The organism is Pantoea piersonii (assembly GCF_003612015.1).
Taxonomy (GTDB): domain Bacteria; phylum Pseudomonadota; class Gammaproteobacteria; order Enterobacterales; family Enterobacteriaceae; genus Pantoea; species Pantoea piersonii.
Genome location: NZ_RARB01000001.1, coordinates 315,660 through 342,514, shown reverse-complemented (window position 1 = coordinate 342,514; position 26,855 = coordinate 315,660). Strand labels below are relative to the sequence as shown.

The following is a 26,855-nucleotide window of genomic DNA, read 5'->3' as shown; positions in this document are numbered from 1 at the left end:
CGCTTCTCCCTGACGCTTCAGTTTAAATGGTGCCGCAAACTTTCTCTGCCAGCTCCTGCGGGAACTGCATCGAGACCATGATGTGTTCCACCATGCTGCGTTTACGGCCGGTATTGGTATTGGTGATCACCCAGTACGGCGTGCCGGGTACGTGCTTCGGCTTAGTATGGGTGCCATTTTGCAACAGCGTTTGCTCGTCACCCGCAAAATAAACGCGAGTACGGCCCTGCAGCGATGCAGTAGCCTCAGCAAAAGCCGAAGGATCAAGACGATAGAGCGTTGACAAAATCATCATAAAACGATTAACCGCTTTCTTCTGTTCGGCGTATTCGTCCGACAGCAGCAGTTCACGTACGGCGCGTACCCGATCCTGCGGACGGTTTTCCGCGCGCACCGGCTGAATCGTTTTTTGCGCCGTATCGCCCGCCGCTAACGGCGCTGCCGTCGCAGGCGCGCTTTGACCGGCAGTAAATTTTAGCATCCGCCGTAAAATGTCAGAGGCGCTCTCGCCGATATGTTGCGTGTGGCTGGCGATATAGCGGTAGAGGTCTTCGTCAACTTCGATCGTTTTCATCTTTTTCCGTACGGTTTTGACTCGTGACAGAACCACGCCAGCCTGAAAAACGCCGCTGCAAAGCTCGGTTGTTCGCTGGACGGGCGGGTTCTAACATAAGGATTATAAAGTTAAAACCAGGCGGGCTGATAGCATTCGCACGCTCAGAGGGCAAAAGTCGGAATATGCCCTAAAGCCTGTCGTGTCGTCGCGCCTGGAAAGGTAAAAGCATGATAACCTAACCCAAGGTCCCCATCGTAAGAACTTTGCCATGATTTTAAATGCTCGTCTGCAAACTGACCAATCAATCGCTGACTCCTTACCCATCCTCTTCATTCACGGCCTGTTCGGCAGCCTGGATAACCTTGGCGTGCTGGCGCGCGGCCTGAAAGACGCAGGGCCGCTGATTCAGGTGGATGTACGCAACCACGGCCTCTCGCCGCGCGCCGAAGAGATGAGCTATCGCGCCATGGCGCAGGATATGTTCGAGACGCTGGACGCGCACCATATCGATCGCGTCGCCGTTATCGGCCACTCGATGGGCGGTAAAATTGCCATGGCGATGAGCGCGCTGGCGCCGCAGCGGCTGGAGAAGCTGGTGCTGATCGATATCGCGCCGGTGGATTACCAGACACGACGCCACGACGAAATTTTCGCCGCCGTCCGCGCAGTGAGCGACGCAGGCGTGCGCCTGCGCAGTGAGGCCGCGCAGGTGATGCGCACTCATATTAAAGAGGACGGCGTTATCCAGTTCCTTCTTAAATCGTTTCAGGATGGCGAGTGGCGCTTCAACGTTCCGGCGCTATGGGATAATTACGCTACAATAACTGGCTGGGAAGAGGTGCCGGCCTGGCCCCATCCCGCGCTCTTTATTCGCGGCGGCGACTCGCCCTATCTCGACAATCACTACCGCGACGCGCTGCTGCGTCAGTTTCCGGCGGCCCATGCGCACGTGATCAGCGGCGCTGGCCACTGGGTGCACGCCGAGAAGCCTAATGCCGTATTGCGCAGCGTTCGTCGCTTTTTTGCGCTTTAAAAGCAAAAGCTTGCCGTTCGCGGTTTAGCATTGGCGTCATCTCTTCGGCTGGAGTATGATGGCGCGCTAAATTTTGCCGCTGCTCATTTTTTGTCGCGGCAATGGCCCATTTCGTTATAAACGCGCCTGTTCGCGCCTTCAGTTTTACTAAGCCATGGCAAAAGAACACACTGACCGCACCACGCTGGATCTGTTTGCAAACGAGCGTCGGCCCGGTCGACCGAAAACCAGTCCGCTATCGCGTGATGAACAGCTGCGCATCAATAAGCGCAATCAACTGAAACGTGACAAAGTGCGCGGGCTGCGCCGTGTCGAACTCAAAATGACCAGCGAAGCCGTGGATGCGTTGAATACGCTGGCTGAGCAGCGCAACATCAGCCGCAGCGAACTGATTGAACAAATGCTGCTGGCGCAACTCAAACTGGACTGAATCGCGCAAAGCGCACGCAGAAGCAAATCGCGCGGCTTTTCAAGTTCCGCCCGTTTGCTCGCTCTGCTATCATTCGCTTAATTGTGCGCTCTGCGCATGCATCTCATTATCAGGATTTAAGAGGTTATTTACCCCATGGCAATCGTAGGCATCTTCTTTGGCAGCGATACCGGCAACACCGAAAACATTGCAAAAATGATCCAGAAACAACTGGGCAAAGACGTTGCGGAAGTGCATGACATTGCCAAGAGCACTAAAGAAGATCTGGAAGCGTTCGACATTCTGCTGCTGGGCATTCCTACCTGGTACTACGGCGAAGCGCAGTGCGACTGGGATGATTTCTTCCCGACGCTGGAAGAGATCGATTTTAACGGCAAGCTGGTGGCGCTTTTCGGCTGCGGCGATCAGGAAGACTACGCAGAATATTTCTGCGACGCGATGGGCACCATTCGCGATATCATCGAGCCGAACGGCGCGGTGATCGTGGGTCACTGGCCGACCGAAGGTTATCACTTTGAAGCCTCTAAAGGTCTGGCGGACGACAAACACTTCCTTGGTCTGGCCATTGATGAAGATCGTCAGCCGGAACTCACCAGCCAGCGTGTCGACGCCTGGGTTAAACAGATCTATGACGAACTGCAGCTGCAGGCGATCATCGAAGCCTGATTACCCACATACTCAATGTGGGCGCTGGCTCACATTGAGTTAATGTTTTTTCCTATAGAAATAATAGCTACAGCTTTTTAACTTTTATCTCCGATTCTGTACAATACCCACATCGGTTATCTGCTTATTTCTCCCGCGAGGTCATGAAGTTAGCGAAATGATAACGAACCTCCTGTATTTCTCCGCCCGGTGCCGTTACGTATCTTCTTACAGCCCGTGTTGATCTCAGGCGTTTCCCTCGGTTTTCATTTCAATACTTCACCTCTATAATGAGACGCAAATGAGAACAGACACCGAACGACATTCAAGGCAAGGCGCCTCAAGTAACCAGCAAAGTAACAGGACAATATCCGCATGACTGACAACAACACCGCATTAAAGAAGGCTGGCCTGAAAGTCACACTGCCCAGACTTAAAATTCTGGAAGTGCTTCAGGAACCTCAGTGCCATCACGTCAGCGCGGAAGATCTTTATAAACGCCTGATCGATATGGGCGAAGAGATTGGTCTGGCTACCGTTTATCGTGTACTTAACCAGTTTGACGATGCGGGCATTGTGACGCGTCACAACTTTGAAGGCGGGAAATCGGTTTTCGAACTGACCCAGCAGCAGCATCACGATCATCTGATCTGCCTCGACTGTGGCAAAGTGATCGAGTTCAGCGATGAGTCGATCGAAGCGCGCCAGCGGGATATCGCAACCCGCCACGGCATCAAGCTGACTAACCACAGTCTTTATCTCTACGGTCACTGTGCGCTGGGCGATTGCCGCGAAGACGAAACGCTCCACGACCAGTAAAAATGTGCTATGCAGTCATTCTAAAAGCCGGTATGTCTACCGGCTTTTTTATGGGCGTCAGGCAACCAGCGTTTCGTGCAGGTAGCGCCAGCGGGGAACGGACGTGCTGCAGTCCAGAATCGCCAGCGAGATGCGCGTCTGATCGCTGCCGTTCATCATTTGCAATTCACGGTACTGAATGGTGATTTCATCTTTTTGCTGAGAGATGACGGCGTGCTCGCTGGTCGCGATGCGCATTCCTTCTCGTCGTCCCTGCAGCTGGCGGAACAGCTCTTCGGTCTGGTTCAGATCGAGCAGCCTGCCCTGCGGCGTCACCATGCGGAAATCGGGATGGAAATGCGACAGCAGCAGATGGAAAGTGTCATCCCCACCTGAAGGCTGGTTAAATATACGTTCGATTAACTGATGTAAAACCACCACGCTGTGTTTTGCTTCCTGACCAAGAGCCGTCATCATTTTTCCTTCTTATTGCCCGCATAGCCTCTTTTAAGAGCGAATAGCCTACCTGAAAAAACGAAATTCACAGCTGGAAACTGATTAATTTTTGTTAACTCAGATAACTCCCAGCGCGGCCTGACAAGAGTTGATTATTTACAACAGCACAAAAAAACGTCTAAGTGCAGATTGCAGTCATAAAAAAGGGCGATTGCTCGCCCTTTAATGATTTTATGATGACGTTGATTTAAAAATCTAATCGCCGATTTTCGCCCAGGTATCACGCAGACCCACGGTGCGGTTAAACACCAGCTGGTTTGGACGTGAGTAGCGGCTGTCGGCGCAGAAATAGCCTTCGCGCTCAAACTGATAAGGCGCTTCCGGGCTGGCATTCTGCAGGCCCGGCTCGACGAATCCCTGACGGATCTCTAAAGAGTTCGGATTGATGGTCGTCAGGAAATCCTCTTCCGCGCCTGGATTCGGCACGCTGAACAGGCGATCGTAGAGTCGGAATTCCGCTGGCAGCGCGTGATCCGCAGAGACCCAGTGGATTACTCCTTTCACCTTGCGGCCATCAGCCGGATCTTTGCTTAAGGTATCGACGTCGCAGGTGCAGTAGATGCAGGTGATATTGCCTTCTTCATCTTTAGCAACGCGTTCGGCGCGGATCACATAAGCATTGCGCAGGCGAACTTCTTTGCCCAGCACCAGGCGCTTGTACTGCTTGTTGGCTTCTTCGCGGAAGTCAGCGCGGTCGATCCAGACCTCACGGCCAAAAGGCACATCGCGAGTGCCCATTTCGGGCTTGTTCGGATGGTTCGGCATAGTGATGATTTCATTATGCCCAGCCGGCAGGTTTTCAATCACCACTTTCAGCGGATCGAGCACCGCCATAGCGCGCGGCGCGTTTTCGTTCAAATCGTCGCGAATGCAGGACTCCAGCGACGCCATCTCCACCACGTTGTCCTGTTTGGTTACGCCAATACGGCGGCAGAACTCGCGGATCGAAGCGGCAGTGTAGCCGCGACGGCGCAGACCAGACACGGTCAGCATGCGCGGATCGTCCCAGCCTTCTACCACGTTTTCGCTGACCAGCTGCGTCAGCTTACGTTTCGACATCACCGCATATTCGAGGTTAAGGCGGGAGAACTCATACTGGCGCGGATGCACCGGAATAGAGATGTTGTCCAGCACCCAGTCATACAGACGGCGGTTATCCTGGAACTCCAGCGTACAGAGCGAATGGGTGATATTTTCCAGCGCATCGGAGATGCAGTGGGTAAAGTCGTACATCGGATAGATGCACCACTTTTTGCCGGTCTGATGATGCTCGGCAAACTTAATGCGGTAGAGCACCGGATCGCGCATTACGATAAAGCTGGAGGCCATATCGATTTTGGCGCGCAGGCAGGCTTTGCCCTCGGCAAACTCGCCGTTGCGCATTTTTTCAAACAGCGCCAGGTTCTCTTCTACGCTGCGATCGCGGTATGGGCTGTTTTTACCCGGCGCGGTCAGGGTGCCGCGATATTCGCGGATCTCTTCCGGCGTCAGTTCGTCAACATAGGCCAGGCCTTTATTGATCAGTTCAACCGCGTAGTGATAAAGCTGATCGAAGTAATCAGAGGAATAGCGAACCTCCCCACTCCACTCAAAGCCCAGCCACCGCACGTCGCGTTTGATGGATTCAACGAACTCCATATCTTCTTTAACCGGGTTGGTATCGTCGAAACGCAGGTTGCACTGACCCTGATAGTCCTGAGCAATGCCGAAGTTCAGGCAGATCGATTTTGCATGGCCAATATGCAGATAGCCATTAGGCTCAGGCGGGAAACGGGTATGCACGCTGTTGTGCTTGCCGCTCGCCAAATCTTCGTCAATGATCTGACGAATAAAGTTAGTTGGGCGGGCTTCAGCCTCACTCATCTCTCAATCCTCAATACGTATAGCGGGTGGTTTGTACCACGAAGTAACGGAGTATGATCCACAAAGCGCCGAAGGGAAACAACCGGTTTGTTAAGGCGATAAAACGAAAAAAGGCAGGAATTGCTTCCTGCCTGCTTTTTTTTACGTCGCCGCGGTTAAGGGCTTAGCCTTTTACCTCATAAAGCGGGGTTTCTCCGGCCACTACCGTGCCGGTCGCCAGCAGCGTCAGACCGACGAAATCCTCGCTATTGCTGACCACGACCGGACTGATCATCGAGCGCGCGTTGGCGTTCAGGAAATCGAGATCCATCTCCAGCACCGGCTGTCCCGCCGACACCATCGCGCCCTCTTCCACCAGCCGGGTAAAGCCTTTGCCACCCAGCGCCACGGTATCGAGACCCATATGCACCACGATCTCCACGCCGCTGCTGGTTTCCAGACAGAAGGCATGATTGGTGTCGAAAATCTTCACTACCGTACCTGCGGCTGGCGCCACCACCACTTTACCCGTCGGTTTGATTGCCAGTCCCTCACCCACCGCCTTGCTGGCGAAGGCTTCGTCAGGCACAGCGTCAAGGGCGACAACGTTGCCGCTTACCGGCGCCAGCAGCGTCGCAATCACCTTACTGTCGCGGTTCAACGCCGCCTGCGGTTTTACTACCGGTGCCGCAGCGGCGGTAGACGCGCCGCCCGCCGATGCGACGGGGCCTTTTGACAGCACCTTTTTCATAGCGGTGGCGATGCTTTCCGCCTGGGTGCCGACAATCACCTGCACGCTCTGTTTGTTCAGGCGAATTACGCCTGACGCGCCCAGATGTTTGGCGACCGATTCATTCACCTGTGACGAGTCTTTCACGTTCAGACGCAGACGGGTGATGCAGGCGTCAATGCCGGTCAGGTTGTCAGAGCCGCCGACTGCGCCGATATAGCGACGCGCCAGCGATTCGGTTGCGCTCTCGCCGTTGTCGGTATTGTCGACGTTGACGTCATAGCCGTCCGTTTCATCGCCCGCTACCGCCAGCTCGCGGCCCGGCGTCATCAGGTTGAATTTCTGAATAGTGAAGCGGAACACCACATAGTAGAGCACAAAGAAGACGATGCCCTGCGGGATCAGCATCCACCAGTGGGTCGCCAGCGGGTTGCGGCTCGACAGCACCATATCCACCAGACCGGCGCTAAAGCCGAAACCGGCGATCCAGTGCATGCTGGCGGCGATAAAGACAGAGATACCGGTCAGCACGGCGTGAATCACATAGAGCACCGGCGCCACGAACATAAAGGAGAACTCCAGCGGCTCGGTAATGCCGGTGAAGAAGGCCGCAAAGGCTGCGGCCAGCATAATGCCGCCTACTTTCGCGCGGTTTTCCGGACGCGCGCAGTGGTAGATCGCCAGCGCCGCGCCGGGCAGGCCGAACATCATAATCGGGAAGAAGCCCGCCTGATAGCGTCCCGTAATACCGACAATGCCGGTGCCGTTAGCGATAGACTGCGCGCCGCCGAGGAACTTAGGAATATCGTTGATACCTGCGACGTCGAACCAGAATACCGAGTTCAGCGCGTGATGCAGACCGACCGGGATAAGCAGACGGTTGAAGAAAGCGTAGACGCCCGCGCCGACGGAACCCAGCTTCTGGATATGTTCGCCGAAGCTCACCAGACCGTTAAAGATCAGCGGCCAGATGTACATCAGAATAAACGCCACGATAATCATCAGGAAAGAGACGAGGATTGGCACCAGTCGTCGACCGCTGAAGAAAGAGAGCGCTTTAGGCAGCTCCACATGGCTGAAGCGGTTATAGACCTCCGCCGACAGGATGCCTACCAGAATGCCGACAAACTGGTTATTGATTTTGCCGAACGCAGCAGGCACCTGATCGACCGGCATCTTCTGAATCATCGCCACCGCTGCGGGCGAGCAGAGCGTCGTCACGACCAGGAAACCGACGAAGCCGGTCAGCGCCGCCGCGCCGTCTTTATCTTTTGATAGACCATACGCCACGCCGATAGCGAACAGCACTGACATATTTTCAATAATCGCCGCGCCTGACTTTATCAGCAGCGCGGCGAGCGCGTTGCTTGCGCCCCAGGCGTCCGGGTCGAGCCAGTAACCGACCCCCATCAATATTGCCGCCGCCGGCAGGGTCGCTACCGGCACCATCAGCGCGCGGCCAACCTTTTGTAAGTAACCTAACATTTGTCCTTTCCCCCTATGAGACCGACTTGTCGCCCTGCGCCGCTTGCTTTTTATTGTCAGCCGCAGGGGTTGAATGACACTACACTTCACGTGCGCAGTGTAATGACAAATTAATTCGTCTCGCAAATTATAAGCGTCTCTTCTGTGATAATTATCACCAAAAAGCACCGATAACCGCGTAGACGTCTGGCGAACGACCCTAACTTATTTTATGATAAAAAATATCAAGACGCAGTGACCGCATAACGAAACCGTCTTCCGCCTACAGCGTAATGATGACCGCAGCGGTTACTGCATCGTCCCCTTTTCTTTTCTCAGAATGAGGTGAAACATGCGACTTATCCCTTTGGCTACCCCTACGCAGGTCGGTAAGTGGGCAGCCCGTCATATCGTTAACCGTATCAATGCCTTTAACCCTACCGCAGACCGCCCCTTCGTTTTAGGTTTGCCGACGGGTGGTACACCGCTGGAAGCTTACAAGCATCTTATTGAGATGCACAAAGCGGGCCAGGTCAGCTTTAAGCATGTCGTCACCTTCAATATGGACGAATATGTCGGCCTGCCGAAAGAGCATCCGGAAAGCTATCACAGCTTTATGTACCGTAACTTTTTCGATCACGTTGATATTCAACCAGAAAATATCAATCTTCTGAATGGCAATGCGCCAGATATTGACGCAGAATGTCGTCAGTATGAAGAGAAGATTCGCGCACTGGGTAAAATCCACCTGTTTATGGGCGGCGTCGGCAATGATGGTCATATCGCCTTCAACGAACCCGCTTCTTCGCTGGCCTCACGCACCCGCATTAAAACGCTGACGCATGACACTCGCATGGCGAATTCGCGCTTCTTTAACGGCGATGTGGATCAGGTGCCAAAATATGCGCTGACCGTTGGCGTCGGCACGCTGCTGGATGCGGAAGAAGTGATGATTCTGGTGACCGGCCATGTTAAAGCGCAGGCGTTGCAGGCCGCTGTCGAAGGCAACGTCAATCATATGTGGACCATCAGCTGTCTGCAGCTGCATGCAAAATCGGTGGTGGTATGCGATGAACCCGCCACCATGGAACTGAAAGTGAAGACCGTCAAATATTTCCGCGAAATGGAAGCGGAAAATATGAAAGGCGTGTAAGACGATGTTGTAAATGCCCGCCGCCTCGCTCTGGCGGGCTCAGCCGGGAGAACCAAGATGTACGCATTAGTAAACGGCCGAATTTATACTGGTCATGAAATTCTGGATAACCACGCGGTGGTTATTGCCGATGGGCTGATCGAACGCGTCTGTCCACGCGATGCGCTGCCCGCTGATATTGCGCAGCGCGACGTTGCAGGCGCGCTGATCGCTCCCGGCTTTATTGATTTACAGCTTAACGGCTGCGGCGGCGTGCAGTTCAATGACGACATCGACGCGCTGAGCGTCGAGACGCTGGAAATCATGCAGCGCGCCAACGAAAAATCGGGCTGCACCAGCTTCCTGCCGACGCTTATCACCAGCAGCGACGAACTGATGAAGCGCGCCATCGACACCATGCGCGCTTACAAACGCAAATATCAGCATCAGGCGCTGGGCCTGCACCTGGAAGGTCCGTGGCTGAATAAGGCCAAGAAAGGCACGCATAATCCCGATTTGATTCGCCTGCCCGACCCGTCGCTGGTGCGTTATTTGTGCGACAACGCCGACGTTATCACCAAGGTGACGCTGGCACCGGAAAACGCTGGCGACGAGGTAATTCGTCAGCTGACGCAGGCGGGCATTATCGTCTCTGCGGGTCACTCCAACGCCACCTATGATGAAGCCAAAGCGGGTTTCCGCGCCGGCGTCACCTTTGCGACCCATCTCTATAACGCCATGCCCGCTTTCGCCGGTCGCGAGCCGGGCCTGATCGGCGCGCTGTTCGATGCGCCCGACGTTTATTGCGGCATCATTGCAGATGGGTTACACGTCCATTACGCTAACGTACGCAATGCCAAACGCATCAAGGGCGATAAGCTGGTGCTGGTTACTGACGCCACCGCGCCCGCAGGCGCCGAAATTGATAAATTCATTTTCGCTGGCAAAACAATATACTATCGCAATGGCCTGTGCGTGGACGAGAACGGAACGCTGAGCGGCTCCGCCATTACCATGATTGAATCAGTACGCAACGCCGTCGAACATGTCGGCATCGCACTGGATGAAGCGCTGCGTATGGCGACGCTCTACCCGGCACAGGCAATGGGCGTGGAAAAACAGCTGGGCACTGTCGAAGCGGGAAAAGTCGCAAACCTGACTGTTTTTACGCGTGATTTCAAAATCACTAAGACGTTTGTCAATGGAGACGACGTCCTGAGCGAGTAAGCACTGAATGACCACTGGCGGCCAGACACAAATAGGAAATGTCGATCTTGTCAAGCAACTCAACAGCGCAGCCGTTTACCGGCTAATCGATCAGCAAGGCCCTATTTCGCGCATTCAGATTGCCGAACTCAGTCAGCTTGCGCCCGCCAGCGTCACTAAAATTACCCGCCAGCTTATCGAGCGCGGCCTGATTAAAGAGGTGGATCAGCAGGCATCCACCGGCGGTCGCCGCGCCATTTCCATCGTTACCGAAACGCGAAATTTTCACGCTATCGGCGTCCGGCTCGGCCGCAATGACGCCACGCTGACGCTCTTCGACCTCAGCGGCAAGTCGCTGGCGCAGGAAGATTATGCGCTGCCGGAGCGAACGCAGGAAACGCTGGAGCACGCGCTGTTTGCCGCTATCGACAGCTTTATTGCGACCCACCAGCGTAAGATCCGCGAACTGATCGCGATCTCGGTGATCCTGCCTGGCCTGGTCGATCCGATAAACGGCGTGATCCGCTATATGCCGCATATCACCGTCAGCCACTGGCCGCTGGTGGCCGGCTTGCAAAATCGCTTTAAAGTTACCAGCTTCGTCGGTCACGATATTCGCAGCCTGGCGCTGGCTGAGCACTACTTTGGTGCAAGCCGCGACTGCGCCGACTCGATCCTGGTGCGACTGCATCGCGGCACCGGTGCGGGCATTATCGCTAACGGCCATATCTTTCTCGGCAGCAACGGCAACGTAGGCGAAATTGGCCATATTCAGGTCGATCCGCTCGGTGAACGCTGCCACTGCGGCAATTTCGGCTGTCTGGAAACCATCGCCGCGAACGGCGCGATTGAAAATCGCGTGCGTCATCTGCTCAGTCAGGGCTACCCTAGCGTTCTGACGCAGGATGCCTGCCAGATCGGGCAAATTTGCAAGGCTGCTAACCAGGGCGATGCGCTGGCCTGCGAAGTCATCGAATATGTCGGGCGTTACCTTGGCAAAGCGATCGCCATTGCGATTAACCTGTTCAACCCGCAAAAAGTGGTACTGGCGGGTGAAATCACCGACGCAGAAAAAGTGCTGTTCCCGGCTATTGAAGGTTGTATTAATACGCAAGCGCTCAACGCCTTCCGCAAAAATTTGCCGGTGGTGCGTTCCGAGCTCGATCATCGTTCAGCGATAGGCGCTTTTGCTCTGGCAAAACGCGCCATGCTTAACGGCATTCTGCTGCAACATCTACTGGAAGAGTAAACGCGAACCGGACTGAACCTATGACGATAAAAAGCGTAATTTGCGATATTGACGGCGTGTTAATGCATGACAACACCGCCGTTCCCGGCGCGAAGGAATTTCTGCAGCGCATCCTGCAAAAAGAGATGCCGCTGGTGGTGCTGACCAACTATCCTTCACAGACCGCGCAGGATCTGGCGAACCGCTTCGCCAACGCCGGCGTCGAGGTACCTGATTCGGTGTTTTATACTTCGGCGATGGCGACCGCCGATTTTCTGCGCCGTCAGGAAGGCAAGAAAGCCTACGTGATTGGCGAAGGCGCGCTGATCCATGAACTCTACAAAGCGGGCTTCACCATCACCGACGTCAATCCTGATTTTGTTATCGTCGGCGAGACGCGCTCCTTCAACTGGGAGATGATGCATAAGGCGGCCTTTTTCGTCGCCAGCGGCGCACGCTTTATCGCCACCAATCCCGATACGCACGCGCGCGGCTTTGTGCCCGCCTGCGGCGCGCTCTGCGCCGGAATCGAAAAAATCTCTGGCCGTCGCCCTTTTTACGTCGGCAAACCCAGTCCGTACATTATGCGTGCCGCGCTGAATAAGATGCAGGCTCACTCCGAAGAGACAGTGATCGTCGGCGATAACCTGCGCACCGATATCCTGGCCGGATTTCAGGCGGGACTGGAGACCGTGCTGGTGCTCTCCGGCGTCTCGACGCTGAGCGATATTGACGCAATGCCCTTCCGTCCCGACTGGATTTACCCTTCTGTGGCCGATATCGACCTGTTTTAAATCTTCTCCCTGCGCCGCCTGCTGTCAGGAGGCGCTCAGCTCTCTCCTTTAAAAACCTTCTCTCACTGCTTATTTTTTGCCCGGCTTTTGGCATCTATTGCCGATCCATCAATGAAAAGCGTAATTAATTAAATATTATTCAAATTTAATGCCTGAGCAACATTCTTTTTATCAGTAAAAAGCGAATATGCTTGCATTGGCCACATGAAATAGCGCATTTTCTTATACATCACGCAGCCGCTGGCTGCCGGACAAGGCAACGATAACATCGCCGACAGGCGAGCTCAGGAGTCAGAATATGTGTTCTATTTTTGGTGTGTTGGATCTGAAAAGCGATCCGGTTGAACTGCGTAAAAAAGCGCTGGAGAGTTCTCGTCTGATGCGTCACCGCGGGCCGGACTGGTCTGGCGTGTATGCCGACGATAAAGCGATCCTCGCGCATGAGCGTCTGTCCATCGTCGACGTCAACAACGGCGCCCAGCCGTTGTACAACGCCGATCGCACCCATGTTCTGGCGGTTAACGGCGAGATCTACAACCATCAGGCGCTGCGCGCCGAGCTGAGCGATCGCTACCAGTTCCAGACCGGCTCCGACTGCGAAGTTATTCTGGCGCTCTACCAGGAAAAAGGGGTCGATTTCCTTGACGAGCTGCAGGGCATGTTCGCGTTTATCCTGTGGGACAGCGAAAAGCAGCAGTATCTGATCGGCCGCGATCATATCGGCATCATCCCGCTCTATATGGGCAACGATGAACATGGCAACCTTTTTGTCGCCTCTGAAATGAAAGCGCTGGTGCCGGTGTGCCGTTCAATTAAAGAGTTCCCCCCGGGAAGCTATCTCTCCAGCACCGACGGCGAGATCCGTCGTTACTGGCAGCGTGACTGGATGGAGTACGCTGCGGTAGAACACAACACCACCGATGCCGCAGGCCTGAAGCATGCGCTGGAAGAGTCGGTGAAAAGCCACCTGATGTCAGACGTGCCTTACGGCGTACTGCTCTCCGGCGGGCTGGACTCCTCGATTATCTCGGCGGTGACCAAACGCTTCGCCGCGAAACGCGTCGAAGATCAGGACAAGAGCGACGCCTGGTGGCCGCAGCTGCACTCTTTCGCGGTCGGTCTGGAAGGATCGCCGGATCTGAAAGCGGCGAAAGCGGTGGCGGAACACCTGGGCACAGTGCACCACGAAATTCACTTTACCGTGCAGGAAGGGCTGGATGCGATTCGTGATGTGATCTATCACATTGAAACCTATGACGTTACTACCATTCGCGCCTCAACGCCTATGTACCTGATGTCGCGTAAAATCAAGGCGATGGGCATCAAGATGGTGCTTTCCGGCGAGGGCGCGGATGAGGTGTTCGGTGGCTATCTCTACTTCCATAAAGCGCCGAACGCCAAAGAGTTTCATGAAGAGAACGTGCGCAAACTGCTGGCGCTGCATATGTACGACTGCGCGCGCGCCAACAAAGCGATGTCCGCCTGGGGCGTGGAAGCGCGCGTGCCCTTCCTCGACAAAAAATTCCTCGACGTGGCGATGCGCATCAACCCGCAGGACAAGATGTGCGGCAGCAACGGCAAGATGGAGAAACACATCCTGCGCGAATGCTTCTCCTCTTATCTGCCGGAAAGCGTCGCCTGGCGTCAGAAAGAGCAGTTCTCTGACGGCGTGGGCTACAGCTGGATCGATACGCTGAAAGAGGTCGCGGCGAAGCAGATAAGCGATCAGCAGCTGGCGACCGCGCACTTCCGCTTCCCGTACAACACGCCGGCATCGAAAGAGGCTTACCTCTATCGCGAAATCTTTGAAGAGCTGTTCCCGCTGCCAAGCGCGGCGGAGTGTGTGCCTGGCGGTCCGTCGGTCGCCTGTTCCTCTGCGAAAGCGATTGAATGGGATGAAGCGTTCAAATCAATGGACGATCCTTCAGGCCGCGCGGTGGGTGTGCATCAGTCCGCTTATAAATAAGCAAAATAAGTGATAATAAAGGGGTCTTGCGGGACCCCTTTTATTTAGCTTTGATGCGGTTACGATCAAAATTTGCCGAATAATTCATCAGCCTGGTTACAAGCCAGACAAACAGGCGCGCGGAGGCGAAAAACGGCAAAAAATGTGTTGACGCTCCAGAGCTCAATACGCATAATGCGCCCCGCAACGCCGATGAAGGTAACGCGTAAAAAGATGGCTACGTAGCTCAGCTGGTTAGAGCACATCACTCATAATGATGGGGTCACAGGTTCAAATCCCGTCGTAGCCACCATCTTTTTTTTGCGGGAGTGGCGAAATTGGTAGACGCACCAGATTTAGGTTCTGGCGCCGCAAGGTGTGCGAGTTCAAGTCTCGCCTCCCGCACCATTTCAGTCTTCGGCAGCCGGATGGGGTATCGCCAAGCGGTAAGGCACCGGTTTTTGATACCGGCATTCCCTGGTTCGAATCCAGGTACCCCAGCCAATCCGATGCACTCTCGTGGATACGAGTCGACAGATGGGATATCGCCAAGCGGTAAGGCACCGGTTTTTGATACCGGCATTCCCTGGTTCGAATCCAGGTATCCCAGCCATCATCGGATGCAGTAAGCAGTACTTTTGGCTACGTAGCTCAGCTGGTTAGAGCACATCACTCATAATGATGGGGTCACAGGTTCAAATCCCGTCGTAGCCACCAAATTATTGGGGTATCGCCAAGCGGTAAGGCACCGGATTCTGATTCCGGCATTCCGAGGTTCGAATCCTCGTACCCCAGCCATACAAAGACAATTTGAACAGACACTATTGGGGTGTCGCCAAGCGGTAAGGCACCGGATTCTGATTCCGGCATTCCGGGGTTCGAATCCCTGCACCCCAGCCAAATTGCACAACAGGCCCGCTTTCGCGGGCCTTGTTGTTTTTGTCGTCTGCTATTTCTTTTCAAACAGCAACGTTGCTGCACACCGGCTAAAGAGTCTCTTCCCAAAAAGCAAAGCGTCCCGCGACAGGGCCGTTGCGGGACGAGCGGTCATGGATGACGAACAGCGGCTTTGCGACCGGGAAGAGACTCTGGCCTAAAGCCACGTACAATCACGGCAGAGGTCTACTATCATCCACTGCCGCTTACACCTTTAAAACCCGCCGCTATAACCCCAGCGCGTACCGCAGCACCTTGCGCTTCAGCGCCCCCGACCGCTCTGCCGCGATCAACCCCAGGTTGCGCGCAAACGTCAGCGGCGGCAGTCGGTTGCTAAAGGCGAAATAGAAGAGATCCATTCCGCCCTGCATCAGCAAATTATCCCGTCGGCGCTGTGACTGATAACGACGCAGCACGTTCTCCGAGGCCCACTCTTGCGCATTGCTGCGCGCCTCTACCAGCACCTCCACCAGCGCGTCCACGTCACGATAGCCAAGGTTGACGCCCTGCCCCGCCAGCGGGTTGATGGTGTGCGCCGCGTCGCCGATCAACGCCAGCCCGGGCAGCACATAACGCTGCGCATGGCGTCGCACCAGCGGAAAGCCACCTGCCGCATGCGCTTTAAAGCGTCCCAGCCGCGCCGGAAACGTCGCGGCGATCTCTTTTTCCAGCTGCGGCATCGGCATCGCCTGTAGCTGGCGAATGCGCGCCGGCGCGTCATACCACACCAGCGAGGCGCGATTGTCATACAGCGGCAGAAACGCGCGCGGACCTTGCGGCGTAAACTGCTGCCAGGTGGAGTCACCTGTCGGATGTTCGCAGGTGACGCTGATAAGCAAACAGGATTGCGCATAGCTCCAGCCCTGAATCCCAATGCCCGCCATCTGCCGCACCTGCGAGTTCGCGCCGTCGGCGCCGACCACCAGCCGCGTATGCAGCGCTTCGCCGTCGCTGAGATCGAGCCGCCAGCCGCCATTCTCCTGTTGCAGGCTGGAGAGCGTCGCGGGACAGCGCAGCTGAATATCGAGCTGCTCCATCCTTTCCCACAGCGCGCGCTGCAGAACGTTATTCTCGACCATAAAGCCCAGCTCCGGCAGACCCAGCGACGCGGCGTCGAAACTGACGTGGGCCGTTTGCCACTCCCAGGTTTCCAGCTTGCGATAGGGCGCGCAGCGCATCGCCTGGACGCGCGGCCAGACGTCGAGCTGCTTCAGTAGCCCTACCGAGGCGCTGCCAATCGCGGAGATACGCACGTCGGGATCGCTGTCGGGGTCAAAAGGCGCAGGCTCCGCGCGCTCCACGACCGCGACGCGAAACTGCTGAAGCGCCAGGCCGCACGCCAGCGCCGCGCCGACCATGCCGCCGCCTACCACCACCACATCAAAGCGGTTATCCTGCATTGCTTATCTCCTTCTGCTCTTTACCCGCCGCGTAAGACGGGATAACTGGCGCAAAGTGTACCGGAAAAACGCCCGGCCGGCAGAAATGCCCGGCAAGGGCGGAGAGAATGGTCAGCGTTCGCGTCTCTTCAGGGTCGCTGTATGCGAAGTATGACGGCGATGCGCTGGTCACAACAGCGTCAAAGCATTACAATACGCGCCCTGCACTTCACTGCACTGAATCAATGGCTAGTTCGACAATGAAAAAACTGCATATCAAAACCTGGGGCTGTCAGATGAATGAGTACGATTCATCCAAGATGGCTGACCTGCTGAACAGTACCCACGGCTACACGCTGACCGAGGATGCTGACGAGGCGGACGTTCTGCTGCTCAACACCTGCTCTATTCGCGAAAAGGCGCAGGAGAAAGTTTTCCATCAGTTAGGCCGCTGGAAAACCTTAAAAGAGCGCAACCCTGATTTGATTATCGGTGTCGGCGGCTGCGTGGCGTCGCAGGAAGGGGAACATATTCGCCAGCGCGCCAGCTACGTGGATATCGTATTCGGCCCGCAAACCCTGCATCGCCTGCCGGAAATGATCAACAGCGTGCGCGGCAGCAAAAGCCCGATCGTGGATATCAGCTTCCCGGAAATCGAAAAATTTGACCGTCTGCCGGAACCCCGTGCGGAAGGCCCGACCGCGTTCGTCTCCATCATGGAAGGCTGCAACAAATACTGCACCTTCTGCGTGGTGCCCTATACGCGCGGCGAAGAAGTGAGTCGTCCATGCGACGATATTCTGCTGGAGATCGCCCAGCTGGCGGCGCAGGGCGTGCGTGAAGTCAACCTGCTGGGCCAGAACGTGAACGCCTATCGCGGCGCGACCTTTGACGGCGAAATCTGCACCTTCGCCGAGCTGCTGCGCCTGGTGGCCGCCATTGACGGCATCGATCGCATTCGCTTTACCACCAGCCATCCGATCGAGTTCACCGACGACATTATCGAAGTGTACCGCGATACGCCGGAGCTGGTGAGCTTCCTGCACCTGCCGGTACAGAGCGGCGCGGACCGCATTCTGACGCTGATGAAACGTGCACATACCGCGCTGGAGTATAAAGCGATTATCCGCAAGCTGCGCGCTGCGCGTCCGGATATCCAGATCAGCTCCGACTTTATCATCGGTTTCCCTGGCGAAACTCAGCAGGACTTCGAACAGACCATGAAGCTGATCGCCGACGTCAACTTCGACATGAGCTTCAGCTTTATCTACTCTGCGCGTCCCGGTACGCCAGCGGCGGACCTGCCGGATGACGTCTCGGAAGAAGAGAAAAAGCAGCGTCTCTATATTCTGCAGGACCGCATCAATCAGCAGGCGATGGCCTGGAGCCGCCGTATGCTTGGCACCGTGCAGCGTATTCTGGTGGAAGGCACCTCGCGTAAAAATGTGATGGAGCTGTCAGGCCGTACCGAGACCAACCGCGTAGTGAACTTCGAAGGTTCGCCGGAGATGATCGGTAAATTTGTCGATGTAGAGATCGTCGACGTCTACACTAACTCACTGCGCGGCAAAGTGGTGCGCACCGAGGATGAGATGGGGCTGCGCATTGTAGAAAGCCCGGCATCGGTTATCGCGCGCACGCGCAAAGAGAACGAAATCGGCGTCGGCACCTTCCAGCCTTGATACGCTTTTCAGTCAGCGGCGGCGCCCACCGCGTCGCCGCTCTTTTCTTCTGTCCTCCCTTGGTTTCTGGACGCGCGACCCAAATATCATTAGCTACGCTTGCGCCCCGGCGACATGCCATAAATAATTTCTTAAAGTGCCGTCGTTAATCAACCCGGCATCAGCACCCATTCTAACTGGCCCTGAGTGACCCAAAGGATTCGTTTGAATATCGAAACTCGTGAAATCACCCTTGAACCGGCTGATAACCGCCGACTGATGAGCCTGTGCGGTCCGTTTGACGACAACGTGAAGCAGCTTGAGCGTCGTCTGGGCATTGAGATCAACCGTCGCGACAATAACTTTAAGCTGGTTGGCCGCGCGCTCTGCGTTAACGCCGCTGAAGATATTCTGCGCACGCTCTATGTCGATACCGCGCCGGTACGCGGCACCATCCCGGATATCGAGCCAGAACAAATTCATCTGGCGATCAAAGAGAGCCGCGTGCTGGAGCAGACCGCCGATAGCGTGCCGGACTACGGCAAAGCCGTACATATCCAGACCAAGCGCGGCGTAATCAAGCCGCGCACGCCGAACCAGGCGCAGTACATTGCCAATATCCTCGACCACGACATCACCTTTGGCGTCGGGCCGGCCGGTACGGGTAAAACCTATCTCGCCGTCGCCGCGGCGGTGGATGCGCTGGAGCGTCAGGAGATTCGCCGTATTCTGCTGACGCGTCCGGCGGTAGAAGCGGGCGAAAAGCTCGGCTTCCTGCCAGGCGATCTGAGCCAGAAGGTCGACCCTTACCTGCGTCCGCTCTATGACGCGCTGTTCGAAATGCTGGGCTTCGAGCGCGTTGAGAAGCTGATGGAGCGCAACGTGATTGAAGTGGCGCCGCTTGCCTATATGCGCGGCCGCACGCTGAACGACGCCTTTATCATTCTTGATGAAAGCCAGAACACCACCATCGAACAGATGAAGATGTTCCTGACGCGTATCGGCTTCAACTCCAAAGCGGTCATCACCGGCGACGTCACGCAGATCGACCTGCCGCGCAGCACCAAATCGGGCCTGCGCCACGCCATTGAAGTGCTCTCGGAAGTCGAGGAGCTGAGCTTCAACTTCTTCCAGAGCGAAGACGTGGTGCGTCACCCGGTGGTAGCGCGCATCGTAACCGCCTATGAAGCCTGGGAAGAAGCGGACCAGAAACGCCGCGACAGGCTGGCGGAAGAGCGGAAACGCGAAGCGCTGGCGGCGCAGAGCGAGGCGCAGGAGAGTAAATGAGCGCGGTAATTCTTGACCTGCAGCTGGCCTGCGAACAGACCGGCGGCCTGCCTGACGAGGCCGCTTTCCAGCGCTGGCTGGAAGCGGCGGTTACCCCTTTTCAGCCAGAAAGCGAAGTCACTATTCGTCTGGTGGACGAGGCGGAGAGCCATGAGCTTAATCTGACTTATCGCGGCAAAGACAAGCCGACCAACGTCCTTTCCTTTCCCTTTGAAGCGCCGCCGGGCATTGAGCTGCCGCTGCTGGGCGACCTGATCATTTGTCGTCAGGTGGTAGAGCAAGAGGCGGAAGAACAAGGGAAAAGCGTCGAGGCTCACTGGGCCCATATGGTGGTGCACGGCACGCTGCATCTGCTCGGTTACGACCATATCGAAGATGACGAAGCCGAAGAGATGGAAGCGCTGGAGAAAGAGATAATGCTTGCTCTTGGTTATCCCGATCCGTACATTTCGGAAAAAGAAGACGCCTGAGCCGCTGGCTCAGATTACCCGGCTGTCGGCGAGGGCGCCGACAGCGACCCACCTCACCAGAGAGATCTGTAAAAAAACGCCATGAGCGACGACCATTCTCAAAACAGCGATGCACCCAGTAGTAAAAAGGGATTTTTTTCCCTGCTTATCAACCAACTTTTTCACGGCGAACCACAAAACCGTGATGAACTACTGGAGCTGATCCGCGACTCCGAGCAAAAAGAGCTGATTGACGAAGATACCCGCGACATGCTCGAAGGGGTGCTGGATATTGCAGAGCAGCGCGTGCGCGACATCATGATCCCGCGTTCGCAGATGATTACCCTGAAGCGCAACCAGTCGCTGGATGAGTGCCTTGACGTGATTATCGAGTCCGCGCATTCGCGTTTCCCGGTTATCAGCGAAGACAAAGACCATGTTGAAGGCATTTTGATGGCGAAAGATCTGCTGCCGTTTATGAGCAGCGAATCAGAGCCGTTCAGCATGGAAAAAGTGCTGCGCCCGGCGGTTGTGGTGCCGGAGAGCAAACGCGTCGATCGCATGCTGAAAGAGTTTCGTTCTCAGCGCTATCATATGGCGATCGTTATCGACGAATTCGGCGGTGTTTCCGGCCTGGTCACTATCGAGGATATCCTTGAGCTGATCGTCGGTGAGATCGAAGATGAGTATGATGACGAAGAAGATCGCGATATCCGTCAGCTGAACCGCCAGACCTATACGGTACGCGCCCTGACCCCGATTGAAGATTTCAACGAGGTGTTCGGCACGCAGTTCAGCGATGAAGAAGTGGACACGATTGGCGGACTGGTCATGCAGGGATTTGGCCATCTTCCCGGACGGGGAGAGAGCATTGACATCGACGGCTATCATTTCAAGGTCGCCATGTCCGACAGTCGTCGCATCATCCAGGTGCATGTAAAAATTCCGGAAAACTCGCCGCTACCCCAACTGGATGACGAATAACTCTATGTCTCTGGCCTCACTTTACCCGCGCCAGCGGGTACGTTTGTTGCTGGCATTGTTGACGGGTGCCCTCGGCACCCTTGCCTTCTCTCCTTATGACTTCTGGCCCGCCGCGCTGCTGTCGCTGGGCGGCCTGCAGCTGCTGACGCTGGATCGTCGCAACGGTCAGGCCACCGCCATCGGCTTTGCCTGGGGCTTCGGCCTGTTCGGCAGCGGCGTAAACTGGGTCTACGTCAGCATCGCCACCTTTGGCGGCATGCCTGGCCCGGTCAACGTATTCCTGGTGATTCTGCTGGCGGCTTATCTGTCGCTCTATCCGGCGCTGTTCGCCAGCGTGCTTAACCGTTTCTGGCCGCGCGCCACGCTGTGGCGCCTGGCGCTGGCGGCGCCCGCTCTGTGGCAACTCAGCGAGTTCCTGCGCGGCTGGGTGCTGACCGGCTTTCCCTGGCTGCAGTTCGGCTACAGCCAGATCGACGGCCCGCTGAAAGGCTTAGCGCCGCTGGCGGGGGTAGAAACGCTGACCTTCCTGCTGATGGCGATTTCCGGCCTGCTGGCTTACGCCATTCGCCAGCGCAATGCAAAGAGCGCCATCGCCGCGCTGCTGCTGCTGGCGCTGCCCTGGCCGCTGCGTTATATCCACTGGACCCAGCCGCAACCGGCGCGCAGCGTCGAGGTCGCGCTGGTACAGGGCAATATTCCGCAGTCGATGAAGTGGGATCCGCAGGAGCTGCTTAACACGCTGCGTGCCTATAACGGCCTGAGCCAGCCGCTGATGGGCAAAGCGCCGTTGATTATCTGGCCAGAGTCGGCGATTACCGATCTGGAAAGCAACCAGCAGCCGTTTTTGCGCTCGCTTGATGGAGAGCTGCGCGAGCGCGGCAGCTCGCTGATCACCGGCATTGTCGACTCCCGTCTGGAGCTGAATCGCTATCACGACTACAACTCGGTTATCGTGCTGGGCGGCGAGACGCCTTACAGCTATCAGAGCAAGAACCGCTACCAGAAAAACCACCTGGTGCCTTTCGGCGAGTTTGTGCCGCTGGAGAGCCTGCTGCGTCCGCTGGCGCCCTTCTTCGATCTGCCGATGTCGTCATTCAGCCGCGGCGATTATCTGCAGCGGCAGCTGAGGGCGGCGGGTTATAACCTCACCAGCGCGATCTGTTATGAAATCGTGCTGGGCGAGCAGGTGCGCGCTAACTTCCATCCTGATACCGATTTCCTGCTGACCGTCTCCAATGACGCCTGGTTCGGTCATTCTATCGGTCCCTGGCAGCACTTTCAGATGGCGCGGATGCGCGCGCTCGAACTGGGTCGCCCGCTGCTGCGCAGCACCAATAACGGCGTCACCGCCGTGGTGAACGCGCAGGGTGAGGTAGAAAAGATCCTGCCGCAGTTTATTCGCGGCGTCCTGCTGGATAAGGTGACGCCGACCACTGGCGAAACTCCTTACGCCCATGCTGGTCTCTGGCCGGTCTGGTTGCTGACGCTGTGCGCTGCGCTGCTGGCGCTGTGGCGCCGCAAGGCCTGACCTGCCGTAGTGGCGGTGAGCGCAGTGCTCGCCGCCCTCCTCTCCTCCGTTTTCCGCTTGTTTTACGCCCTCATCCCCGATTTTCTGCTGCGCCTGTTAACTGGCACGATGCTTGCTATCAGTAACACAGGTTTCCTGTAAGCCAGGCTGACAGGCGGGTTAAACGGGCTGTCCTGCACCATTAAAAGGCAATGCGACGCACCTTTAACGCGCAACGCCAGAAATACGCCTCAATTTGGTGCGGAACACTTCGCAAAAAAAGAAACTTTTTCGTTTCATAACGTTAACAATCCGCTATGTTAGTGAATATTCTTAGCGCGCTGAAGCGGTGAGATAACAAAAAAAGCAGCAGGAAATACACACAACATCACACATCTGCGCAGTTTATATTCTGCGCAACATCTCTTGAAGGAGTTGGACCATGCAGATACGCAAAGTGGCATTATCACTTTTGCTGGCAGGCGTAGCAGCAGCGGGAGCGGCCCAGGCGGAAGATCTCAGCGGCACCCTGAAGAAAATCAGCGACAGTGGCGTCATCGTCGTGGGGCATCGCGAGTCATCTGTTCCTTTTTCTTATTATGACAACCAGCAAAAAGTTGTGGGCTATTCGCAGGCTTACTCCAACGCCATCGTGGACGCCATTAAAGCGAAGCTGAATAAACCGGATCTGCAGGTGAAGATGATCCCCGTCACGTCGCAGAACCGTATTCCGCTGCTGCAGAACGGCACCTACGACTTTGAGTGCGGCTCCACCACCAACAACCTTGAGCGCCAGAAACAGGCGGCGTTCTCCGACACCATTTTCGTTATCGGTACGCGTCTGCTGGTGAAAAAAGGCGGCGACATTAAAGATTTCGACGATCTGAAAGGCAAAACCGTGGTCGTCACCTCCGGCACCACTTCAGAAGTGCTGCTGCATAAGCTGAACGACGAGAAAAAGATGGATATGCGCATCATCAGCGCTAAAGACCATGGCGATTCGTTCCGCACGCTGGAAACCGGTCGCGCCGTCGCCTTTATGATGGATGACGCGCTGCTGGCAGGCGAACGCGCCAAAGCGAAGAAACCAGACAACTGGGAGATCGTCGGCACACCGCAGTCGAAAGAGGCCTATGGCTGTATGCTGCGTAAAGATGATGCCTCATTCAAAACGCTGGTAGACGACACCATCGCTAAAGCGCAGACCTCAGGCGAAGCCGCGAAGTGGTTCGATACCTGGTTCAAGCAGCCGATCCCGCCGAAGAATCTGAACCTGAATTTCGATCTCTCTGCGGATATGCAGACGCTGTTTAAGACGCCGAACGACAAAGCACTTAACTAACAACGACAACAAGGGCGGCCTCGCTGCCCTCTCGATTGCTGAAAACCCGGCGCGGACAGACAAGCTGCTCAGGTCGTTCCCCTGAAGCAGGCCATACAGACGCCGTTCATCAATCTTCAGGGTAGCTTAGCTACCCTTTTTTACCGGAGCTCGTTATGGGTATCGACTGGAACTGGGGCATCTTTCTCGAACAGGCCCCGTTCGGCAACACGACCTACCTTGGCTGGCTGTGGTCCGGATTTCAGGTGACCGTTGCGGTCTCCTGCTGCGCCTGGATTATCGCCTTTCTTGTAGGATCCTTATTCGGCATTTTGCGTACCGTGCCTAACCGTCTGCTTTCGACGATCGGCACCTGTTACGTGGAGCTGTTCCGCAACATTCCACTGATCGTGCAGTTCTTCTTCTGGTATCTGGTGGCGCCAGAGCTGGTTGGGGAAAAGCTCGGCATGTGGTTTAAATCGGAGCTGGATCCCAATATCCAGTTCTTCACCGCGTCCGTAATTTGTCTCGGGCTGTTTACCGCCGCGCGCGTCTGCGAGCAGGTGCGCGCCGCAATCAACTCGCTGCCGAGCGGGCAAAAAAATGCTGGCCTGGCGATGGGCCTGACTCTGCCGCAAACCTATCGCTATGTGCTACTGCCCAACGCCTACCGCGTGATTGTGCCGCCGATGACCTCGGAAATGCTCAACCTGGTGAAAAACTCCGCTATCGCCTCGACGATCGGGCTGGTGGATATGGCGGCGCAGGCGGGCAAGCTGCTCGACTACTCCGCGCACGCCTACGAGTCCTTTACCGCGATTACGCTGGCCTATATCGCCATTAACCTGGTGATCATGATGATTATGAGCCTGGTGGAGCGCAAGGTGCGCCTGCCGGGTAATATGGGAGGGAAATAATGTACGCGTTTGACTGGAGTTCTATTCCTCCCAGCCTGCCCTATCTGCTTAACGGCATGGTGATTACGTTAAAGATCACCGTCACCGCGGTGGTGTTCGGCATTATCTGGGGCACGCTGCTGGCGGTGATGCGTCTGTCGACCTTCAAGCCGATCAGCTGGTTCGCCCGGATCTATGTGAACCTGTTCCGCTCTGTCCCGCTGGTGATGGTGCTGCTGTGGTTCTATCTGGTGGTGCCGAGCTTCCTGCAGCAGGTGCTGGGGCTGTCGCCCAAGACGGATATCCGCCTGATTTCAGCGATGATCGCCTTTTCGCTATTCGAAGCGGCCTACTACTCGGAAATTATTCGCGCCGGTATCCAGAGTATTGCGCGCGGGCAATCCAACGCCGCGCTGGCGCTGGGTATGACGCACTGGCAGTCGATGCAGCTGATTATTCTGCCGCAGGCGTTCCGCGCCATGGTGCCGCTGCTGCTGACGCAGGGCATCGTGCTGTTTCAGGATACCTCGCTGGTTTACGTGCTGAGCCTGGCTGACTTCTTCCGCACCGCGTCGACTATCGGCGAGCGTGACGGCACCCAGGTAGAAATGGTTCTCTTTGCTGGTCTGGTCTATTTCGCGATCAGCCTGAGCGCTTCGCTATTGGTCAGCTATCTAAAAAGAAAAAGGACGGTTTAAATGATTAACCTGAAAAACGTTTCTAAGTGGTATGGTCACTTTCAGGTGCTGACCGACTGCACGACCGAAGTCCAGAAAGGAGAAGTGGTCGTGGTGTGCGGGCCGTCAGGCTCGGGCAAATCGACCCTGATTAAAACCGTTAACGGACTGGAGCCGGTTCAGCAGGGCACCATTCTGGTGAACGGCACCGAAGTGAATAATAAAAAAACCAACCTTGCGCAGCTGCGCAGCAAAGTCGGCATGGTCTTCCAGCATTTCGAACTGTTTCCGCACCTCAGCATTATCGATAATCTGGTGCTGGCGCAGGTAAAAGTGCTGAAGCGTGACAAATCCGCCGCACGGGAAAAAGGCCTGAAGCTGCTGAATCGCGTGGGACTTTCCGCCCATGCGCAGAAGTTTCCCGGCCAGCTGTCGGGCGGCCAGCAGCAGCGCGTAGCCATTGCGCGCGCGCTCTGTATGGACCCTATCGCAATGCTGTTCGACGAACCGACCTCGGCGCTCGATCCGGAAATGATCAATGAAGTGCTCGACGTGATGGTGGAGCTGGCGCAGGAAGGGATGACGATGATGGTGGTGACGCACGAGATGGGCTTTGCCCGCAAGGTGGCGAACCGCGTTATCTTTATGGATGAAGGAAAGATTATCGAAGATACGCGTAAAGATGACTTCTTCAATAATCCGCAGTCGGATCGCGCAAAAGAGTTCCTGGCGAAAATTCTGCACTAAACGTTAGCTCGGACCTGTGGCTCCGTACTCACGCGGGTGACATGGTCCGATCGCAAAGGCGCAAAAAACGGCCTCCCTGCCCGTTCGTCCCGCGACATCGTTGTCGCGGGACGCTTTGATCTTCAGTCCATGCCACCCGCTGTTCAAGACTCCTCAGCGGTCTGAGAGTGTGCCCAGCCTTAAGGTTCAAATGGCTGACGCTGAAACTGATCGTGACCGCACTCAGGACAGCGCGTTAAGGTTTCCGGCGTATAAATCGCACGCGTAAAGTGACACTTCTCGCACACCAGATTGCCCAGTCCTACCACCTCGCCGCTCTGATAAACGCCGTGATGATGCAGGTCCTGAAAGACCTCACGCCACTCCAGCTGGCTTTTGTCGGTAATGTCTGCCAGCTCTTTCCACAAACTCTCGCGGATAACGCGCATAAACAGCGAATCATTGACCTTCTCTGGCTGATGGACCTCCTGATAGCTGCGTGCAAACTCCTCTAAATCGCGTCGAACCGCCGCCAGGGCCTGATCGATCTCGCCCGTCGTCGCGGACTCGCTGGCCATCAACTGCTGACGTCGCGATGACACCAGCGCGTCGATATCCCGATCGCCCTGACGCAAACGCTCCGTCAGCGCGGCCAGGGATTCACGGTAAATTTGCGCCACTTTGTTCATTTTATTCTCCTTTCTGCGCGGGTA

General features: G+C 56.0%; 24 protein-coding genes and 7 tRNA genes. 25 read left to right on the top strand and 6 right to left on the bottom strand.

Translation table 11 applies throughout. From position 1 onward, the window contains the following. Positions 1–22 precede the first annotated feature (22 nt). A complete protein-coding gene (gene seqA, locus D7S44_RS01695; protein WP_120451437.1) occupies positions 23–574 on the bottom strand; it encodes a replication initiation negative regulator SeqA in 552 nt (183 codons plus the stop codon). A 250-nt stretch (positions 575–824) separates the two neighbouring features. Between seqA and ybfF the strand changes: the two genes are divergently transcribed. From ybfF to fur, 4 genes are all read left to right on the top strand, one after another. Beyond that, a complete protein-coding gene (ybfF, locus tag D7S44_RS01690; RefSeq protein ID WP_120451436.1) occupies positions 825–1,589 on the top strand; it encodes an esterase in 765 nt (254 codons plus the stop codon). 154 nt (positions 1,590–1,743) lie between these two features. Continuing rightward, positions 1,744–2,019 (top strand): LexA regulated protein, encoded by a 276-nt coding sequence (gene ybfE, locus D7S44_RS01685; RefSeq protein WP_120451434.1) that lies wholly within the window; start codon positions 1,744–1,746, stop codon positions 2,017–2,019. Between the two features lie 135 nt (positions 2,020–2,154). Then, a complete protein-coding gene (gene fldA / locus D7S44_RS01680) occupies positions 2,155–2,685 on the top strand; it encodes a flavodoxin FldA (protein WP_081136329.1) in 531 nt (176 codons plus the stop codon). Positions 2,686–3,039: 354 nt separating this feature from the next. Next, complete coding sequence (gene fur, locus D7S44_RS01675) at positions 3,040–3,483, top strand: ferric iron uptake transcriptional regulator (protein ID WP_120451433.1); 444 nt, start codon at positions 3,040–3,042, stop codon at positions 3,481–3,483. A gap of 57 nt (positions 3,484–3,540) precedes the next feature. Here fur and D7S44_RS01670 read toward each other — a convergent pair whose 3' ends face one another. The 3 genes from D7S44_RS01670 to nagE form a co-directional block, all read right to left on the bottom strand. Then, complete coding sequence (locus tag D7S44_RS01670) at positions 3,541–3,936, bottom strand: hypothetical protein (protein ID WP_120451431.1); 396 nt, start codon at positions 3,934–3,936, stop codon at positions 3,541–3,543. 237 nt (positions 3,937–4,173) lie between these two features. Then, positions 4,174–5,841, bottom strand: a complete 1,668-nt coding sequence (gene glnS, locus D7S44_RS01665; RefSeq protein WP_120451429.1) for a glutamine--tRNA ligase — start codon at positions 5,839–5,841, stop codon at positions 4,174–4,176. A 163-nt stretch (positions 5,842–6,004) separates the two neighbouring features. Continuing rightward, positions 6,005–8,035: an N-acetylglucosamine-specific PTS transporter subunit IIBC gene (gene nagE / locus D7S44_RS01660; RefSeq protein WP_120451427.1), complete on the bottom strand. Its 2,031-nt coding sequence runs from the start codon at positions 8,033–8,035 to the stop codon at positions 6,005–6,007. A 331-nt stretch (positions 8,036–8,366) separates the two neighbouring features. On the opposite strand from nagE, the gene nagB reads away from it, so the two are divergent. The 12 genes from nagB (at position 8,367) to D7S44_RS01600 (ending at position 15,219) form a co-directional block, all read left to right on the top strand. After that, the gene (gene nagB / locus D7S44_RS01655; RefSeq protein WP_120451426.1) at positions 8,367–9,167 is read left to right on the top strand and encodes a glucosamine-6-phosphate deaminase; all 801 of its coding nucleotides are present in this window, start codon (positions 8,367–8,369) and stop codon (positions 9,165–9,167) included. Between the two features lie 57 nt (positions 9,168–9,224). Beyond that, a complete protein-coding gene (nagA, locus tag D7S44_RS01650) occupies positions 9,225–10,373 on the top strand; it encodes an N-acetylglucosamine-6-phosphate deacetylase (RefSeq protein WP_120451424.1) in 1,149 nt (382 codons plus the stop codon). A 7-nt stretch (positions 10,374–10,380) separates the two neighbouring features. Further along, entirely contained in the window at positions 10,381–11,601 is a 1,221-nt protein-coding gene (gene nagC, locus D7S44_RS01645) for a DNA-binding transcriptional regulator NagC (protein ID WP_120451422.1), read from the top strand. A gap of 20 nt (positions 11,602–11,621) precedes the next feature. Further along, the gene (locus tag D7S44_RS01640; protein WP_120451421.1) at positions 11,622–12,374 is read left to right on the top strand and encodes an HAD-IIA family hydrolase; all 753 of its coding nucleotides are present in this window, start codon (positions 11,622–11,624) and stop codon (positions 12,372–12,374) included. Between the two features lie 298 nt (positions 12,375–12,672). Then, the gene (asnB, locus tag D7S44_RS01635) at positions 12,673–14,340 is read left to right on the top strand and encodes an asparagine synthase B (RefSeq protein ID WP_120451419.1); all 1,668 of its coding nucleotides are present in this window, start codon (positions 12,673–12,675) and stop codon (positions 14,338–14,340) included. A 215-nt stretch (positions 14,341–14,555) separates the two neighbouring features. After that, positions 14,556–14,632: transfer RNA gene (locus tag D7S44_RS01630), tRNA-Met, on the top strand. 10 nt (positions 14,633–14,642) lie between these two features. Then, positions 14,643–14,727: transfer RNA gene (locus D7S44_RS01625), tRNA-Leu, on the top strand. Between the two features lie 21 nt (positions 14,728–14,748). Further along, positions 14,749–14,823, top strand: a tRNA-Gln gene (locus D7S44_RS01620). Positions 14,824–14,857: 34 nt separating this feature from the next. Continuing rightward, positions 14,858–14,932, top strand: a tRNA-Gln gene (locus D7S44_RS01615). Positions 14,933–14,959: 27 nt separating this feature from the next. Then, positions 14,960–15,036: transfer RNA gene (locus D7S44_RS01610), tRNA-Met, on the top strand. Between the two features lie 6 nt (positions 15,037–15,042). Further along, a tRNA-Gln gene (locus D7S44_RS01605) sits at positions 15,043–15,117 on the top strand. A gap of 27 nt (positions 15,118–15,144) precedes the next feature. Continuing rightward, positions 15,145–15,219 (top strand) — tRNA-Gln (locus tag D7S44_RS01600). 263 nt (positions 15,220–15,482) lie between these two features. On the opposite strand, the gene ubiF is transcribed toward D7S44_RS01600, so the two are convergent. Continuing rightward, entirely contained in the window at positions 15,483–16,655 is a 1,173-nt protein-coding gene (gene ubiF / locus D7S44_RS01595) for a 3-demethoxyubiquinol 3-hydroxylase (RefSeq protein WP_120451418.1), read from the bottom strand. Positions 16,656–16,894: 239 nt separating this feature from the next. On the opposite strand from ubiF, the gene miaB reads away from it, so the two are divergent. The 9 genes from miaB to D7S44_RS01550 all read left to right on the top strand — a co-directional run bounded on the left by miaB (position 16,895) and on the right by D7S44_RS01550 (position 26,163). Further along, the gene (gene miaB / locus D7S44_RS01590; protein WP_179256419.1) at positions 16,895–18,316 is read left to right on the top strand and encodes a tRNA (N6-isopentenyl adenosine(37)-C2)-methylthiotransferase MiaB; all 1,422 of its coding nucleotides are present in this window, start codon (positions 16,895–16,897) and stop codon (positions 18,314–18,316) included. Positions 18,317–18,520: 204 nt separating this feature from the next. Continuing rightward, positions 18,521–19,582: a PhoH family protein gene (locus D7S44_RS01585; RefSeq protein WP_120451414.1), complete on the top strand. Its 1,062-nt coding sequence runs from the start codon at positions 18,521–18,523 to the stop codon at positions 19,580–19,582. Then, on the top strand, positions 19,579–20,052 hold the full coding sequence (ybeY, locus tag D7S44_RS01580; protein WP_120451412.1) for an rRNA maturation RNase YbeY: 474 nt from the start codon (positions 19,579–19,581) through the stop codon (positions 20,050–20,052). The genes D7S44_RS01585 and ybeY overlap by 4 nt, the downstream gene beginning before the upstream one ends. An 81-nt stretch (positions 20,053–20,133) precedes the next feature. Beyond that, entirely contained in the window at positions 20,134–21,015 is an 882-nt protein-coding gene (gene corC, locus D7S44_RS01575; protein ID WP_120451410.1) for a CNNM family magnesium/cobalt transport protein CorC, read from the top strand. A gap of 4 nt (positions 21,016–21,019) precedes the next feature. After that, positions 21,020–22,543 (top strand): apolipoprotein N-acyltransferase, encoded by a 1,524-nt coding sequence (gene lnt / locus D7S44_RS01570; protein WP_120452833.1) that lies wholly within the window; start codon positions 21,020–21,022, stop codon positions 22,541–22,543. 421 nt (positions 22,544–22,964) lie between these two features. Next, a complete protein-coding gene (locus D7S44_RS01565; RefSeq protein ID WP_120451408.1) occupies positions 22,965–23,864 on the top strand; it encodes a glutamate/aspartate ABC transporter substrate-binding protein in 900 nt (299 codons plus the stop codon). Between the two features lie 155 nt (positions 23,865–24,019). Beyond that, positions 24,020–24,760: an amino acid ABC transporter permease gene (locus tag D7S44_RS01560; RefSeq protein WP_120451407.1), complete on the top strand. Its 741-nt coding sequence runs from the start codon at positions 24,020–24,022 to the stop codon at positions 24,758–24,760. Then, entirely contained in the window at positions 24,760–25,437 is a 678-nt protein-coding gene (gene gltK / locus D7S44_RS01555) for a glutamate/aspartate ABC transporter permease GltK (RefSeq protein ID WP_120451405.1), read from the top strand. Before D7S44_RS01560 ends, gltK begins: the two co-directional genes overlap by 1 nt. Then, positions 25,438–26,163, top strand: coding sequence for an amino acid ABC transporter ATP-binding protein (locus D7S44_RS01550; protein ID WP_120451403.1), 726 nt, complete (start codon positions 25,438–25,440; stop codon positions 26,161–26,163). Positions 26,164–26,342: 179 nt separating this feature from the next. Here the strand turns inward: D7S44_RS01550 and D7S44_RS01545 are convergent, their stop codons facing one another. Beyond that, the gene (locus tag D7S44_RS01545) at positions 26,343–26,831 is read right to left on the bottom strand and encodes a zinc ribbon-containing protein (protein WP_120451401.1); all 489 of its coding nucleotides are present in this window, start codon (positions 26,829–26,831) and stop codon (positions 26,343–26,345) included. Positions 26,832–26,855 lie beyond the last annotated feature (24 nt).